The sequence below is a fragment of the Roseovarius pelagicus genome, assembly GCF_025639885.1.
In the GTDB taxonomy this organism is placed as follows: Bacteria; Pseudomonadota; Alphaproteobacteria; order Rhodobacterales; family Rhodobacteraceae; genus Roseovarius; species Roseovarius pelagicus.
The window spans coordinates 3,215,422-3,229,475 of the sequence record NZ_CP106738.1 but is presented as its reverse complement, the minus strand read 5'-3'; the positions used below and the strand labels follow the sequence as shown (position 1 = coordinate 3,229,475).

The following is a 14,054-nucleotide window of genomic DNA, read 5'->3' as shown; positions in this document are numbered from 1 at the left end:
TTTTTCGATGTCCATCGACACGTCCAATGACGCCGCCTTGTTTGAAGCCTTGAAACAGGTCACGACAGCAACCCTTACCACGGTTTTGTTAAAGAAGGGTTTGCGCAATGTCTGGCTGCGTGGCTCCATGCCACTCGATAGCGGTCAGGCCCGCGAGGTCGGCCGCGCCTTCACCTTGCGTTTCATTCCCGCTCGCGAAGACCTCGCCACACCTGAGAGTTGGTCCTCACCAACGTCGACGCGCGCCGCCATCGAAGCAATGCCATCGGGCTGTATCGCCGTCGTGGACGCGATGGGGGTGGACGACGCGGGAATCTTTGGCGACATCCTGTGCGCGCGCATGCAGAAACGCGGAGTGGCCGCGCTGATTTCAGATGGGGTCGTGCGTGATGTTGCCGGCGTTCGCGCCACCCAGCTGCCAGTCTGGTGTCATGGTGTTTCCGCCCCACCCTCCGTGGCCGGGCTGACCTTCGTAGATTGGCAGGAACCCATCGCCTGCGGCGGTGTCGCTGTCATTCCGGGAGACGTGATTGTGGCCGATGACGACGGCGCCGTTCTCATCCCCGCAGGGCTGGTAGAAGAGGTCACGGCATCGGCGGTCGAACAAGAGCGTCTGGAAGGCTGGATCATGTCGCAGGTAGAAGCGGGCGAATCCTTGCCCGGTCTTTATCCCCCGAACGCCGAAAACAAAGCCCGGTACGAGGCTTTCAAAGCCAGCCAAACGTAGCCGAAACCCGGAAGACAGACGTCAATCACCGTTAGCTGTCTATCGCTATCTCAAGACGACTGCGGCCCAAAGTAAAATTGTTCAAGGCGCCTGTCACCTCTGCCTCAGAAGTGATTGTTGGTGCGGGTGAAGGGACTCGAACCCCCACGCCAAAGGCGCCAGAACCTAAATCTGGTGCGTCTACCAATTCCGCCACACCCGCACATGGTCCGGCCTTAGGGACCGCAACCTGACGCGTCTCCTAGCAAAGCACGCGCCGGGATGCGAGCTAAAATTGAGTGCCTCAGCAGGTTGTGTGAAAAGACAGGACATTTACCAAAAATTGGCATATGATCGCCGACAATAACGAGCAGAAAACAAAAAAGCAGGTCGCCATGAAACCGAAAACGGTCGGGCGCAGCGGCGGGCAATGGCCCGTGCAGGCGCACTCCATCTGCGCCGGGGTTGGCCCCGGCAGCATCCTATTGACGCAATCCGGTGAAACGCTGGTCGAGGATATCGTACCGGGGGATCGCATCATTACCCGCGATTGCGGGCTGGTCGCCGTGGACAATATCCGAAAACACCATGTAACCACGCATACCGTGCGTATTCTTGCCGGATCGCTGGGCGACACCCGCCCTGATCGCGACGTGGTCATGCCCGCCGAGCAGGAACTTCTGGTGCGTGACTGGCGTGCGCAGGCGCTCTTTGGCGCGGCTCAGGCGATGGTGCCGGTGCGGTCGCTTGTGGATGACGAATTCATCACCCATGACGGTGTGCGCACCCTCACGCTCTATCAACTGTGTTTTGACGCACCGCATGTCATCTATGTGGATGGTCTGGAGTTGGCCGCGCAGCTTTCGTCGACACCGCAATCAAACGCTGCCTGATACTGGCCCCGGCTCCTCAGATCCCCAGCGCGCGGAGCACTCGCGGCAATTCCTCTGGGATATCCTCAGCAATCAAACCGGCGCCAAAACTGCGCGCGCATTCGGTATGCAGCCACGCAGCCGCCTCCGCCGCCTGCATCGGAGCAAATCCGCGCGCCAGCAGCCCCGTGATAAACCCGGCCAGCACATCGCCTGATCCTGCGGTGGCCAGCCACGGCGCGGCGCGATCATATTGCGCGGAATGCACTGAACATCGGCCCTTGGGATCCGAAATCACCGTATCCGGCCCCTTGAGCAACACAACGCACCCCGCCCGCGCCGCAGCGGCGCGCACGGCATCAGCCTTGGAATAGGCCGGCCCGCTCTTTGACTCCTCGCGGAGTCTCTTCGCGATATCAGGGAAAAGCCGGGCAAATTCGCCTTGGTGGGGCGTGAGAACACAAGCCGGATGCAGTGCCGCGAACAATGCCTCATCCTCTGCCAGCGCTGTCAGCGCATCCGCATCCAGCACTGTCGGGCGGGGTTCTACATCCCCTTCCCCGCGCAGGGCGCCGAGCATATCCGACGCCCATGCGACACCCATCCCCGGCCCGAGACAGAGCGCATTAATGCGGGCGTCCTGCAGGATGTCGGCCAGCGCCGCGGCATCCAACACCCGCTTCAGCATCACGGCCGTGATCTGGCTTGCCACTTCCATCTGGGCCGAGGGCGGCACCCCTAGCGTGACCAGCCCCGCCCCGATCCGCAACGCACCACGCGCGGCAAGCCGGGCAGCGCCGGTCGTACCGGATCCACCGGACAGAACAAGGGCATGGCCGTGCGCGAACTTATGCGCCCCGTTCTTGAACAGTCCCAACGGAGAGCCGACCCGCCCGACAACATCATCCGGTCGGCGCGACCCAGTTGGACGTTCAGGCAGGCCGATATCAACAATGCGGACTGCCCCACAATATTGTGGGCCCTCCCCAAGAAAATGTCCGGGTTTGGCCGTATGAAACGTAACCGTCAGATCACAAGGCAATCGCGCGCCCAAATCCTGCCCACTGTCAGCGCAAAGACCACTGGGCAGGTCGATCGCCACGGTCGCAGGCCATTTCTCGTGCCGGTGCTTCCAACACTCCACATCCGACAGCGGCTGTTCTACCTCCCAGTTCAGCGGCCGGCTCAAACCTGTGCCAAAAAGCGCATCAACCACCAGCGCGACCGTGCGCGTGCCCAGCCCCCCGCAAACATCGTCAAGCGGGCAGATCGTGCCGCCCCCGGTCAACCACCTTTCGTAGTTTACCCGGGCATCCGGCGGCAGCCGTTCGACGTCGCCAAAGAGGAACAGCTCCACTTCCCAGCCCCACTCGCGCAACAATCGCGCAACAACAAATCCGTCACCGCCATTGTTGCCCGGTCCGCACAGCACGACAGCCCGGTGCGAGGTCGCCGCCAGCGCTGGCCACTCCTCGAAAACCGCCTCGACAACACCACGCCCGGCGCGCTCCATCAGGTCCAGCCCGGTCACTTCGCCCGACTCTATTGCCGCCATTTCAATGGCCCGCATCTGGGCGCCGGTCAGTAATTCGGTCATTCACCCCTGCTCCACGATTCACTTTCGCCCATTCAGGCATCAACATGCCTAAATTTTAGGCATTCATAAATCCACACCCTGCCCATCCTCGCCCGATACAGCCTATCCGATTGAGGCCGCCCAAGAGAAGTGCTCTGACAGGCGCGAAGCAAGCGCCATGGAGTTACCAGATGAAAAAGATCGAAGCGATCATCAAACCGTTCAAACTGGATGAGGTCAAAGAGGCGCTGCAAGACGCAGGCATACAGGGTCTTAGCGTAATCGAGGTCAAAGGGTTTGGTCGGCAGAAGGGCCATACCGAACTATACCGCGGCGCCGAATACGTGGTGGATTTCCTGCCAAAGGTCAAAATTGACGTGGTGTTGGACGACGATCAGGTTGATGCCGCCATCGAGGCAATCACCAATGCCGCCAAAACGGACAAGATCGGCGACGGCAAAATCTTTGTCAGCCCCGTCGAACAAGCCATCCGCATCCGCACCGGCGAGACCGGCTCGGACGCGCTGTAAAGCATATCTTTCAAGGAAAAGAAGGGAATATCAGACATGAGCGCACAAGACCTGCTCAAGCTAATCAAGGATGAAGACTGCGAATACGTCGACATCCGTTTCACCGATCCGCGCGGCAAACTGCAGCACGTCACTCTGGTTTCTGACCTCGTCGACCAGGATTTTATCGAAGAAGGCTTCATGTTTGATGGATCAAGCATCGCAGGCTGGAAGTCGATCGAAGCTTCGGACATGAAACTGATGCTCGATACAGACAGCGCCTATATCGATCCCTTCTATGCTGAAAAAACCCTCTGCGTGCATTGCACTGTGGTGGAGCCCGACACCGGCGAATCCTATGACCGCGACCCGCGCGGCACTGCGGAAAAGGCCGAAGCATACCTGAAAGCATCGGGCATCGGCGACACGGCCTATATGGGCCCCGAAGCAGAATTTTTCCTCTTTGACGATGTGCGGTTCTCCAACAGCATCAACAAAGTCTCGTACGAGGTCGATGCACAGGATGCATCGTGGAACACCGATACCGAATACGAGATGGGCAACATGGGCCATCGCCCGGGCCTCAAGGGCGGGTATTTCCCGGTAAACCCAACCGACGACGCGCATGACATCCGCGCGGAAATGCTGAGCACGATGAAGCGTCTCGGCATGAAAGTAGACAAACACCACCACGAGGTCGCGTCCTGCCAGCACGAGCTGGGCCTTATTTTTGGCACGCTGACTCATCAGGCGGACGAACTGCAAAAATACAAATATGTCATCCACAACGTCGCTCAGGCATATGGCAAAACGGCCACCTTCATGCCCAAACCGATCTATGGTGACAACGGCAGCGGCATGCACGTGAACATGTCGATCTGGAAAGACGGCAAGCCTTTGTTCGCAGGTGACAAATACGCCGACCTTAGCCAAGAGGCGCTGTATTTCATTGGCGGCATTCTCAAGCACGCCAAGTCACTGAACGCCTTCACCAACCCGGCGACCAACAGCTACAAGCGTCTGATCCCGGGCTTTGAGGCTCCTGTCCTGCGCGCATATTCCGCACGCAACCGTTCGGGCTGTGTACGTATCCCATGGACCGAGTCGCCCAAGGCGAAACGTGTCGAGGCCCGCTTCCCCGATCCGGCGGCGAACCCCTATCTGTGCTTTGCCGCCCTGCTGATGGCCGGTCTGGACGGTATCAAGTCCAAGATCGACCCCGGCGAGGCGATGGACAAGAACCTCTATGATCTGCCTGCTGAAGAACTGGAAGGCATTCCCACCGTATGCGGCAGCCTACGCGAAGCAATGGAAGAGCTGCAAAACGATCATGACTATCTTCTGGCCGGTGATGTTTTCACCAAAAGCCAGATCGACGGCTATATTGCGCTGAAGATGGAAGAGATTCAGACCTACGAGCACACACCACACCCGGTTGAATTCGGCATGTATTACAGCTGCTGAATTCGTTCAGCCTCACGAACAAAGGGCGTCCGGAACGGGCGCCCTTTCTCGTTCTGGCGCCGCCCTTACTCCCAAAATCAAACAGTCAACAATTGCCCTAAACCCGTCATGTTTCGGTCCTACTGGAAACAATTTTTTCCATCAACTTCCGATTGAGGCAGCAAAAGAAATGCAGGCAGCATGACCCAGAACCATGAGATAATAACCGCGTGGCTTATTCTCCCAGAGACATACAACGTGTCTATCGCGGATGCGCTCCATCAGGTGACTTGCAACTCCGAAGATCTTGATCCCGGATTTTGTCAGGGCAGAGTCCTGACAGATCGCTCTGCCTGCCTTGTGACACCGAACCATGTGCTCTGGATCACACAGGGGGTCGGTAAACGATCCGACGGCTCTGCCACCGCTCCGGTTCTGCGGATGGTGATCCATCCGATCAACCCCGAAGCCGGGCTAGGCGAGGTCGGCGCGTTCCTCGCGCAACTGATCTGCACCCTCCCGGCAGAACAGGTGCAGTGGGACAAACATACGGCTTGGCTACCGATTGACGGTTTCCGCGAGGCGGTCGCCGCCGGGCAACGCCCACGCGTCGAACGCATCACCGAACAAGCCACGCCATTGGCAGCCGCAGAAAAACCATCCGCCGGAGCGGGCAATCGCACCCTACCCAAGATCGAAGACACCTGCGATCAACTGAGCGCGCGTCTGGATAGCATTGGCATGACCGCACGCGATGTAGACGCGTCCACCACCGAGCAAACCGAAATACACTGGGATCTGCCTGATCCCGATATCGTCGAAGAAGTCCCGCAGAGACTGACCGCATGGGCGATGGCGCTGACGGTATCCGTGATCGCCCTACCCGTCGGCACCGCTCTGATTCTGACGACACTGCTCAAGGGCGAAAGTGTCCGGCTGGCAGCACAGACCGCCGCGATTACGGGGTTGTTCGTTGGTTTGAACAGTGCAGGTGCAACAGCTGATACTGTTCAGTTGATCACATCAATCGCGCTCTGATTGCGAAACGACGACAGGCCGCTCCACTAATTCAAGCGCATTTACACCGCACTCGGGCATGGCAGTAGGCTTCATTTTGCACAGCAAAATGACTTTACGCCCCCATGGATTTGCGTTTTTGCGCTATCTACGCCGTATGGCCCACCGACAAAATGACCATTTCGATGTCGCAATCAGGCCCGACAGACGCGTTCCAGCCCCGCAGTATCGACAGAAATCGGCACTTCGGAATTCACCATGAACGAGCACTACCGCGACACCCGCAAGATTGACCCGACACGAGGCGAACGCCTCGGCGATAATACTCCAAACGATGCCGACCGGATCGAGATCGGCCCGACCCGGCTGGCCTTTGCCGAATGGCAGGCCGCCGGTCTGACGCTGCCCGACTTGCAGGCGATGCGCCGGTACCGTTGGGAACGCCTGACCAAACATGTCGTCGATCGCGGCTATGGCGGCCTGTTGATGTTCGACCCACTTAACATTCGTTACGCCACCGACAGCACCAATATGCAGCTTTGGAACACCCACAATCCGTTCCGCGCCGTACTGCTTTGCGCCGACGGCTACATGCTGATCTGGGATTACAAAAACTCACCCTTTCTCAGCACTTTCAACCCACTGGTGCGCGAACAGCGTTCCGGTGCAGACCTGTTCTACTTTGACCGGGGTGATAAAATCGACATCGCAGCCGACACGTTCTCAAACGAGGTGCGCGCGTTGATGGCCGAACACGCCCCCGGCAACATGCGCCTCGCAGTGGATAAGCCGATGATTCACGGATTGCGCGCCCTTGAGGCACAGGGCTTTGAGATCATGGAAGGTGAGGAAGTCACCGAAAAATCGCGTTCGGTCAAAGGACCCGACGAAATTCTGGCAATGCGGTGCGCGTCGCTCTCTTGCGAAATTGCGGTCAGGGCAATGGAGGACGCAGCCCGCGACGGTGTCCCTCAGGGCAACATGTCCGAAGATGACATCTGGGCCGTCCTGCACTCCGAAAACATCCGGCGAGGTGGCGAATGGATCGAAACCCGGCTGCTGGCCTCGGGTCCGCGCACGAACCCGTGGTTTCAGGAATGCGGCCCGCGTATCGCCCGCATGAACGAGATCATCAGCTTTGATACCGACCTCATCGGCAGCTATGGCATCTGCATCGATATTTCGCGCAGCTGGTGGATCGGCGATCAGAAACCACCCGCCGACATGATCTATGCCATGCAGCACGCGGTAGAACATATTCAGACAAACATGGAGATGCTGAAACCCGGCGTAATGATCCCTGAACTAAGCGCAAACACCCATGTTCTGGATGCCCAATTCCAGAAACAGAAATACGGCTGCCTCATGCACGGTGTAGGCCTGTGCGATGAATGGCCTTTGGTCGCTTACCCGGATCAGGCCGTCGCCGGTGCCTTCGATTACCCGCTAGAGGCCGGCATGGTCCTGTGCGTCGAGGCACTCGTCGGCGCCGAAGGCGGCAATTTCTCGATCAAGCTCGAGGATCAGGTGCTGATCACCGAAGACGGATATGAAAACCTGACAAAATACCCGTTCGATCCGGCGTTGATGGGGCAGGCATAGCGCCCGCCCCGGCCCGTTTTATCGCGACCAGTGGGAGCGCTTAACATTGCCGTGCCAGTCTTCTGCTGGCGCGGTTTCGATCTGCTGGCTGTCGCTACCCTGCGACACAGTCGCGTCCCCGCCGCCTGTCGAGACAAGCGCAACGGCCAAACCAACAAGCAGTGCTGCTATCAACAACAACATGCGGGGACTTCCATGCGGCACGGTAGCCGCGGTTTCGATACTCATAGATTGGGACATCTGGGTTTTCCTTCCGATACTGTCATGTCGACAACTCAGACTTATGCCCGCCGAAAACATTCGTAAAATGAATTGATGTTAGACACCATATCACAGATTGTGATGCGCGACTCACATGCGAGATCTGCGACCAGACAGCACACAGTTTCGCCCGATGCCGGCATGAACACGCCGCGCCAACGCAGAACCGTAGTCTTCACCCTCTCCCTTGATCTCTGCCCCCTGATTGTCTACGCGAATAGGGTCTGCCCCTCCGGAGCGCCTGCCATGTTGAACCGTCTCGTCTCCCGTCTGAAAATGCGGCTGAACGGCCTGAAATCCCCCGCCTTGCGCGAGCGGATGTATCGGATCGACGTAAACGGCACGCCCCATGATGTGCAGCATTCCCGCTTTAACATGAACTGGCTTCCGGAGGCCGGCATCACACCGACGGTGATCGTAGATCTGGGGTCATTCGATGGCGGTGATGCGTGGCGGATGAAACAGACCTTTCCGAACGCGCGTGTCGTCACTGTCGAGGCCGATCCCGACCGGATCGGGATCGTGCGCGCCGCTCTCGCAGCGTCGGAAGTCGAAATCCATAACTTCGCCGCGTGTGATCAGGACGGCCCCGTGGAATGGTACACTGCCACCATCAACGGTGAAACCAACGCCCAAGGCTCGCTTTATCAACACAGTGACGCCTACCAAAAACGGTTCACGTTCGTACAGCAATCCGAAGAACCAATCAAAGTCGACGGCAAGCGTTTTGACACCTTCTGCACCGAGGCGAACATCGACAAGATCGACCTGCTGCACATGGATATCGAAGGGGCCGAGTTGTCAGTCCTGCGCAGCATGGGCGCGGTGCGGCCGAAACTGATCTATCTGGAATGGCGCGAAAATGCATTCCGCGGCCACGAAGGTACCGCCAGCGCGGAGACATTGCTGCGGGATATGGGGTACAGCCTGCTGGGCAATCTGGGCGACGACCGGCTCTATCGGCACATCAGCACCTAACATTCCCACGCGAAACCTCACCTTCGTGTGACGCGCTGACACATGGCTGGCAACGTCGCGGATGCGGCCCTACTCTTGGAACGCACGCCAGAGAAGGACCACACCATGCCCACCGAACGCCTGACATTTACCGGCCATGACGGCTCTGAACTGGCCGCGCGGCTTGACCTGCCCGACGGACCGCATCTGGCTACTGCACTTTTTGCGCATTGCTTTACCTGCTCCAAGGACATCCCCGCCGCGCGCCGCATCTCTGCCCGGCTGGCCGGTGCGGGCATCGCCGTTTTGCGCTTCGACTTTACCGGATTGGGCCATTCGGGCGGCGAATTTGAAAACACGACATTCACCTCCAACATCGCCGATCTTGAACTGGCAGCCCAGTCACTGGCAGACCGAGGCACAGCGCCCTCTCTGCTGATCGGCCATTCGCTTGGCGGTGCGGCAGTGCTGGCGACCGCGCGCAAGATTGACAGTGTCCGCGCCGTGGTCACGATCGGTGCGCCGTTTGACCCCGAACATGTAACGCACAACTTTGGCGATGCTCTGTCCGAGATCAACGAAGTCGGCACAGCCGAGGTCAGTTTGGGTGGCCGCTCTATCCGCATCGGCAAAGAGTTCGTGGAGAATGTGAAGGCTGAAACCCTCCAACCCGAGATTGCAGACCTCCACCGCGCTCTGCTGGTGCTGCACGCCCCGCGCGATGCCGTGGTCGGGATCGAAAATGCCGCGCAAATCTTTGATGCCGCCAAACATCCCAAGAGTTTTGTCACTCTCGATGAGGCCGACCACCTGATCACCCGCCCCGAAGATGCTGAATACGCGGCAGAGGTGATCGCCGCATGGGCGACACGTTATCTGGGGATCAAGACCCCGGCCCCGCCGCCCGGCGCGCCCGAGGGTATCGTGCGCGTGACCGAGGCCGACCCGGATGGTTTTTTGCAGGACGTCAACGCCGGGCCGCACCACCACACACTCGCCGACGAACCTGCGGCCTATGGCGGCACGGATAAGGGCATGTCACCCTACGGCTTCCTCGCCGCTGGTCTGGGGGCGTGTACCTCGATGACGATCCGCATGTATGCCCGCCGCAAGGGCTGGCCGCTGGACAACATCCGCGTCGAAGTCTGCCACGACAAGGTACATGCACAGGACGCCGCTACAGGTCAGGACGCCAAGGCCGACATGTTCAAACGCACCGTATTTCTGAACGGAGATCTCAGCGACGACCAACGCGCGCGATTGCTGGAAATCGCCGACAAATGCCCGGTGCATCGCACATTGGAGGCCAGCTCGCGTATTGAAACCGTTCTGGCAGATTAACCCATGGTGGGGTCTTTCATCAATGTGAGGTGAAGGTGTCATGCAGCGTTTCGCTGTGCCCGACTTGCCGCTGCGGCGCGCGCGGTTTAAACCGCGCGCAACAGCCATTCCCTCAACCAAAGGCCCGCACACATGATTCCCCGCTATTCCCGCCCTGACATGGTCGCCATCTGGTCGCCCGAGACCAAGTTCCGCATCTGGTACGAGATCGAAGCGCATGCCTGCGACGCGATGGCCGATCTGGGCGTGATTCCGCGTGCGAATGCCGATGCCGTGTGGAAGGCCAAAGATGTGGAATTCGACGTCGCCCGCATTGACGAGATCGAAGCGGTGACCAAGCATGATGTGATCGCTTTCTTGACCCATCTGGCGGAACACGTCGGCAGCGACGAGGCCCGGTTCGTGCATCAGGGCATGACGTCCTCGGATGTGCTCGACACTTGCTTTAACGTCCAGTTGGTGCGCGCTACAGACATCCTCATCGAGGATATGAAAGGCCTGCTGGCAGCCCTCAAACGTCGCGCGTTCGAGCATAAGGATACCGTTCGCATCGGCCGCAGCCATGGCATCCATGCCGAACCGACGACGATGGGTCTGACCTTTGCGCGTTTCTACGCCGAAATGGATCGCAACCTGAACCGGCTGGAGAAAGCCCGGTACGAGATCGCGACCGGGGCCATCTCCGGCGCGGTTGGTACTTTTGCCAATATCGACCCGGCGGTCGAGGAACATGTCTGCGCCAAGCTGGGGCTGGAACCCGAGCCGATCAGCACTCAAGTCATCCCGCGCGACCGGCATGCGGCATTCTTTGCCGCGCTTGGCGTGGTCGGCAGCAGCATTGAAAACATCGCAACCGAGATCCGCCATATGCAGCGCACCGAAGTGCTGGAAGCCGAAGAATTCTTCTCGGCCGGCCAAAAGGGCAGCAGCGCCATGCCGCACAAGCGTAATCCGGTCCTGACCGAGAACTTGACTGGCCTCGCTCGTCTGGTGCGCATGGCCGTCGTGCCCGCGATGGAGAACGTAGCCCTCTGGCACGAGCGCGATATTTCACATTCGTCTGTCGAGCGTAACATCGGCCCGGACACCACAATCACGCTCGACTTTGCTCTGGCTCGCCTGACGCAGGTTGTGGACAAGCTGGTGATCTATCCCGACAACATGCTGGCCAACATGAATAAATTTCGTGGCCTGGTCATGTCGCAGCGGGTGCTTCTGGCACTGACACAGGCCGGGGTCAGCCGCGAAGACGCCTATAAGCTGGTGCAGCGCAATGCGATGAAGGTCTGGGAACAGGGCAAGGATTTCAAAACTGAGCTTCTGGCTGACGCCGACGTTCTGGCTGCCTTGAGCGCGGAAGAGATCGAGGAAAAATTCGACCTCGGTTACCATACCAAGCATGTCGACACGATCTTTGCCCGTGTGTTCGGCAAGGATTGACACCTAGGCATGCATGCCGACCGCCAAATGCCTTTACTGGCAGTGGTCGGCGTGCACCTGCTTCATGGAGTCCGCCGCCGTTTCGGCGGCATCCCAATCGTCGTTTACCTCGCGTATGATTTTGTTCACCTGCTTTTCATCAGAGTAGCGTTGATAAAATCGGCAATCACTGGCTGCATCACTGTAGGCCCGCGATGCACGGCGGAATCCCATTCGTGCGCGCCGCATCCGCGCCGCCGCCTTTTTTATCAGTCCGCAGGCGCGCACCTTGTCCGTTTGAAAGATGTCACGCCCGGCATCATAGATTTCATAGGCGCTGTTATAGGCCTCAATTCCCTCGTTTTCCTCTTGGTACGCGCGATCCATCGCCTCCGAACAGGCATGCGCGCCAATTGGCAGTGACAAAACGATGATCGCCAAGGCAGAAAAATATAACTGTCTCATAATACTCTTTCAGGAAAAATTTCAAACTGTGACCAGACACTAGCCCGAAAGCTGCCGAGCCGAGAATAGTCAATTTACGGTCGCCCACCACTTTCCAGATGCGAAAATACTGGGCGGGCGTACGGTTTGCGCCATATGATGGCTGTAGACTGCTAAATTTCAGGACCCTTTTTATGCTCAGACCGATTCTTTTCGCCGCTTTCATGGTTCCCGGCCTCGCCTTCGCCGCCGGGGATGAAACCAAACCCACCACGACTGAGACCACGGGTACCTGTACCAATGGCCAGGTGTGGGACACGGGCAGCGCGTCATGCGTCAATCCGCAGGATAGCCGCCTTGATACCGACGAACTGATCGGTGCGGTGCGTGAATTTGCCTACGTCGGGCAATACGACGATGCCCAACGCGCGCTACGCGCGATACCGGATCAGAACGATGATCGCGTGCTGACCTATTGGGGCTTCACCACCCGAAAGATGGGCGATACGGCAGGCGGTATGGTCTATTACCGCAAGGCTCTGGTACGGAATCCCGCCAACATCCTCGCACGGTCCTACATGGGTCAGGCGCTAGTGATCGAAGGCGATCTGGTGGGCGCGCTGACCCAACTCCGGCAGATCCGGTCACATGGCGGCGCGGGAACTTGGGCCGAGACATCGCTGCGCAGCGCGATTGAAACAGGCACGACCTACGACTACTGAAACGACGGCCTTTAGGCTTTTCTTCACCCTCTGTGACCTATGGTCAGGCTGACAGTAGGAGGGCACAGAATGAGTCTACGCAGTCCGCTTGCCCAGGTTTCGCAGGGTCAGTCGGCAGGTCACACAGCCGCGCGGCTGACACGACGGCAAAAGGCGGCAATCATTGTCCGGTTCCTACTGAACGAAGGGGCCGATGTGCCGCTATCTGACCTGCCCGATGCGCTACAGGCCACCCTCACGACCCAGATGGGCGCCATGCGCTATGTCGACCGCGCGACACTGGTGACCGTGGTCTCCGAATTCGCAACCGAGCTTGAGGGCATGGGCCTGACCTTTCCGCACGGCGTGGCAGGCGCAATCACGGCGCTTGACGGGCGGATCAGCCCACAAACCGCCGCCCGCCTGCGAAAAGAGGCTGGCGTGCGCCAGATCGGCGATCCGTGGGAACAGGTCCAGCGCACAGATATTGACACTCTTGTACCGATCATTCTGGCCGAAAGCACAGAGGTCGCAGCAGTGGTCCTGTCAAAGCTCGACGTTACCTTCGCGGCGAAACTGCTCAGCAAGCTGCCCGGTGACGAAGCGCGGCGTATCACCTTTGCCATTTCGCGCACGGGCCGGGTCACGCCCGACGCTGTGGACCGGATCGGGTTCGCGCTGGCAGCACAGCTTGATGACTGCCCGCCTGTGGCCTTCGACGACGAACCTGTGCAACGCGTCGGCGCGATCCTGAATTCATCCAGCTCTGCCTTGCGCGATGATGTCCTGTCAGGGTTAGAGGAAAACGACGGTGACTTTGCCAATCAGGTCCGGCGCGCAATCTTTACCTTTCAACATATCCCCGATCGTTTGGGCCGCACCGACGTACCTCAAGTTATCCGCGAGATTGAACAATCCGCACTCATCACCGGGCTCGCCGCAGCGAAATCCGCAGGGCTGGATAATGTCGTCGACTTCCTCCTTGAAAACATGTCGCGGCGTATGGCCGATGCGATCCGCGAAGAGATGGAAGATCGCGGTGCCGTGAAACAGGGACCGGGCGAAGAGGCCATGACCGAAATCGTCAACGCCATTCGCAGGTTAGAGGCGTCAGGCGGGGTGACCCTTGCCACCCCCGAGGATCAGGAAGAAGCCGCCTGAGCGGCATATCGTGGTGAACGCTGGACTCAGGCTCATCTGCGGCTC

At 59.0% G+C, this 14,054-nt stretch carries 14 protein-coding genes and 1 tRNA gene; 11 read left to right on the top strand and 4 right to left on the bottom strand.

Annotated elements, in window-relative coordinates; all coding sequences use genetic code 11:
* The first annotated feature begins 7 nt into the window (after window positions 1-7).
* Window positions 8-727 (top strand): ribonuclease activity regulator RraA, encoded by a 720-nt coding sequence (locus tag N7U68_RS17025; protein WP_263047576.1) that lies wholly within the window; start codon window positions 8-10, stop codon window positions 725-727.
* 118 nt (window positions 728-845) lie between these two features.
* On the opposite strand, the gene N7U68_RS17020 is transcribed toward N7U68_RS17025, so the two are convergent.
* Window positions 846-929 (bottom strand) — tRNA-Leu (locus N7U68_RS17020).
* 172 nt (window positions 930-1,101) lie between these two features.
* Here N7U68_RS17020 and N7U68_RS17015 point away from each other — a divergent pair.
* Window positions 1,102-1,599 carry a Hint domain-containing protein gene (locus N7U68_RS17015; protein ID WP_263047575.1) on the top strand — a complete coding sequence of 166 codons (498 nt, stop codon included), beginning with the start codon at window positions 1,102-1,104 and terminating at the stop codon, window positions 1,597-1,599.
* A gap of 16 nt (window positions 1,600-1,615) precedes the next feature.
* On the opposite strand, the gene N7U68_RS17010 is transcribed toward N7U68_RS17015, so the two are convergent.
* Window positions 1,616-3,175: an NAD(P)H-hydrate dehydratase gene (locus N7U68_RS17010; protein ID WP_263047574.1), complete on the bottom strand. Its 1,560-nt coding sequence runs from the start codon at window positions 3,173-3,175 to the stop codon at window positions 1,616-1,618.
* 170 nt (window positions 3,176-3,345) lie between these two features.
* Here N7U68_RS17010 and N7U68_RS17005 point away from each other — a divergent pair, with 170 nt between their 5' ends.
* The 4 genes from N7U68_RS17005 to dddP all read left to right on the top strand — a co-directional run bounded on the left by N7U68_RS17005 (window position 3,346) and on the right by dddP (window position 7,725).
* The gene (locus N7U68_RS17005; RefSeq protein ID WP_165193640.1) at window positions 3,346-3,684 is read left to right on the top strand and encodes a P-II family nitrogen regulator; all 339 of its coding nucleotides are present in this window, start codon (window positions 3,346-3,348) and stop codon (window positions 3,682-3,684) included.
* A 36-nt stretch (window positions 3,685-3,720) separates the two neighbouring features.
* Window positions 3,721-5,127 (top strand): type I glutamate--ammonia ligase, encoded by a 1,407-nt coding sequence (gene glnA / locus N7U68_RS17000; RefSeq protein ID WP_165193642.1) that lies wholly within the window; start codon window positions 3,721-3,723, stop codon window positions 5,125-5,127.
* 237 nt (window positions 5,128-5,364) lie between these two features.
* A complete protein-coding gene (locus tag N7U68_RS16995; protein WP_263047573.1) occupies window positions 5,365-6,144 on the top strand; it encodes a hypothetical protein in 780 nt (259 codons plus the stop codon).
* A gap of 237 nt (window positions 6,145-6,381) precedes the next feature.
* On the top strand, window positions 6,382-7,725 hold the full coding sequence (dddP, locus tag N7U68_RS16990) for a dimethylsulfonioproprionate lyase DddP (protein ID WP_263047572.1): 1,344 nt from the start codon (window positions 6,382-6,384) through the stop codon (window positions 7,723-7,725).
* Window positions 7,726-7,743: 18 nt separating this feature from the next.
* Here the strand turns inward: dddP and N7U68_RS16985 are convergent, their stop codons facing one another.
* Window positions 7,744-7,965 carry a hypothetical protein gene (locus tag N7U68_RS16985; RefSeq protein ID WP_263047571.1) on the bottom strand — a complete coding sequence of 74 codons (222 nt, stop codon included), beginning with the start codon at window positions 7,963-7,965 and terminating at the stop codon, window positions 7,744-7,746.
* 267 nt (window positions 7,966-8,232) lie between these two features.
* On the opposite strand from N7U68_RS16985, the gene N7U68_RS16980 reads away from it, so the two are divergent.
* The 3 genes from N7U68_RS16980 to purB all read left to right on the top strand — a co-directional run bounded on the left by N7U68_RS16980 (window position 8,233) and on the right by purB (window position 11,724).
* Window positions 8,233-8,964 (top strand): FkbM family methyltransferase, encoded by a 732-nt coding sequence (locus N7U68_RS16980; protein WP_263047570.1) that lies wholly within the window; start codon window positions 8,233-8,235, stop codon window positions 8,962-8,964.
* A gap of 105 nt (window positions 8,965-9,069) precedes the next feature.
* Window positions 9,070-10,284, top strand: coding sequence for a bifunctional alpha/beta hydrolase/OsmC family protein (locus N7U68_RS16975; protein ID WP_263049182.1), 1,215 nt, complete (start codon window positions 9,070-9,072; stop codon window positions 10,282-10,284).
* 132 nt (window positions 10,285-10,416) lie between these two features.
* The gene (purB, locus tag N7U68_RS16970) at window positions 10,417-11,724 is read left to right on the top strand and encodes an adenylosuccinate lyase (RefSeq protein WP_263047569.1); all 1,308 of its coding nucleotides are present in this window, start codon (window positions 10,417-10,419) and stop codon (window positions 11,722-11,724) included.
* A 33-nt stretch (window positions 11,725-11,757) separates the two neighbouring features.
* On the opposite strand, the gene N7U68_RS16965 is transcribed toward purB, so the two are convergent.
* Entirely contained in the window at window positions 11,758-12,168 is a 411-nt protein-coding gene (locus N7U68_RS16965) for a hypothetical protein (protein WP_165193652.1), read from the bottom strand.
* A 173-nt stretch (window positions 12,169-12,341) separates the two neighbouring features.
* Here N7U68_RS16965 and N7U68_RS16960 point away from each other — a divergent pair, with 173 nt between their 5' ends.
* Window positions 12,342-12,869, top strand: a complete 528-nt coding sequence (locus N7U68_RS16960) for a tetratricopeptide repeat protein (RefSeq protein ID WP_263047568.1) — start codon at window positions 12,342-12,344, stop codon at window positions 12,867-12,869.
* A gap of 69 nt (window positions 12,870-12,938) precedes the next feature.
* A complete protein-coding gene (locus N7U68_RS16955) occupies window positions 12,939-14,009 on the top strand; it encodes a flagellar motor switch protein FliG (protein WP_263047567.1) in 1,071 nt (356 codons plus the stop codon).
* Window positions 14,010-14,054: the final 45 nt, after the last annotated feature.

Bases quoted from the DNA above. Each gene is read 5' to 3' on its own strand.
- N7U68_RS16960 (WP_263047568.1), top strand. From the start codon at position 12,342: ATGCTCAGACCGATTCTTTTCGCCGCTTTCATGGTTCCCGGCCTCGCC.
- N7U68_RS16980 (WP_263047570.1), top strand. From the start codon at position 8,233: ATGTTGAACCGTCTCGTCTCCCGTCTGAAAATGCGGCTGAACGGCCTG.
- glnA (WP_165193642.1), top strand. From the start codon at position 3,721: ATGAGCGCACAAGACCTGCTCAAGCTAATCAAGGATGAAGACTGCGAA.
- N7U68_RS16985 (WP_263047571.1), bottom strand. From the start codon at position 7,965: ATGTCCCAATCTATGAGTATCGAAACCGCGGCTACCGTGCCGCATGGA.
- N7U68_RS16975 (WP_263049182.1), top strand. From the start codon at position 9,070: ATGCCCACCGAACGCCTGACATTTACCGGCCATGACGGCTCTGAACTG.
- purB (WP_263047569.1), top strand. From the start codon at position 10,417: ATGATTCCCCGCTATTCCCGCCCTGACATGGTCGCCATCTGGTCGCCC.
- N7U68_RS17025 (WP_263047576.1), top strand. From the start codon at position 8: ATGTCCATCGACACGTCCAATGACGCCGCCTTGTTTGAAGCCTTGAAA.
- N7U68_RS17010 (WP_263047574.1), bottom strand. From the start codon at position 3,175: ATGACCGAATTACTGACCGGCGCCCAGATGCGGGCCATTGAAATGGCG.
- N7U68_RS16965 (WP_165193652.1), bottom strand. From the start codon at position 12,168: ATGAGACAGTTATATTTTTCTGCCTTGGCGATCATCGTTTTGTCACTG.
- N7U68_RS17005 (WP_165193640.1), top strand. From the start codon at position 3,346: ATGAAAAAGATCGAAGCGATCATCAAACCGTTCAAACTGGATGAGGTC.
- dddP (WP_263047572.1), top strand. From the start codon at position 6,382: ATGAACGAGCACTACCGCGACACCCGCAAGATTGACCCGACACGAGGC.
- N7U68_RS17015 (WP_263047575.1), top strand. From the start codon at position 1,102: ATGAAACCGAAAACGGTCGGGCGCAGCGGCGGGCAATGGCCCGTGCAG.
- N7U68_RS16955 (WP_263047567.1), top strand. From the start codon at position 12,939: ATGAGTCTACGCAGTCCGCTTGCCCAGGTTTCGCAGGGTCAGTCGGCA.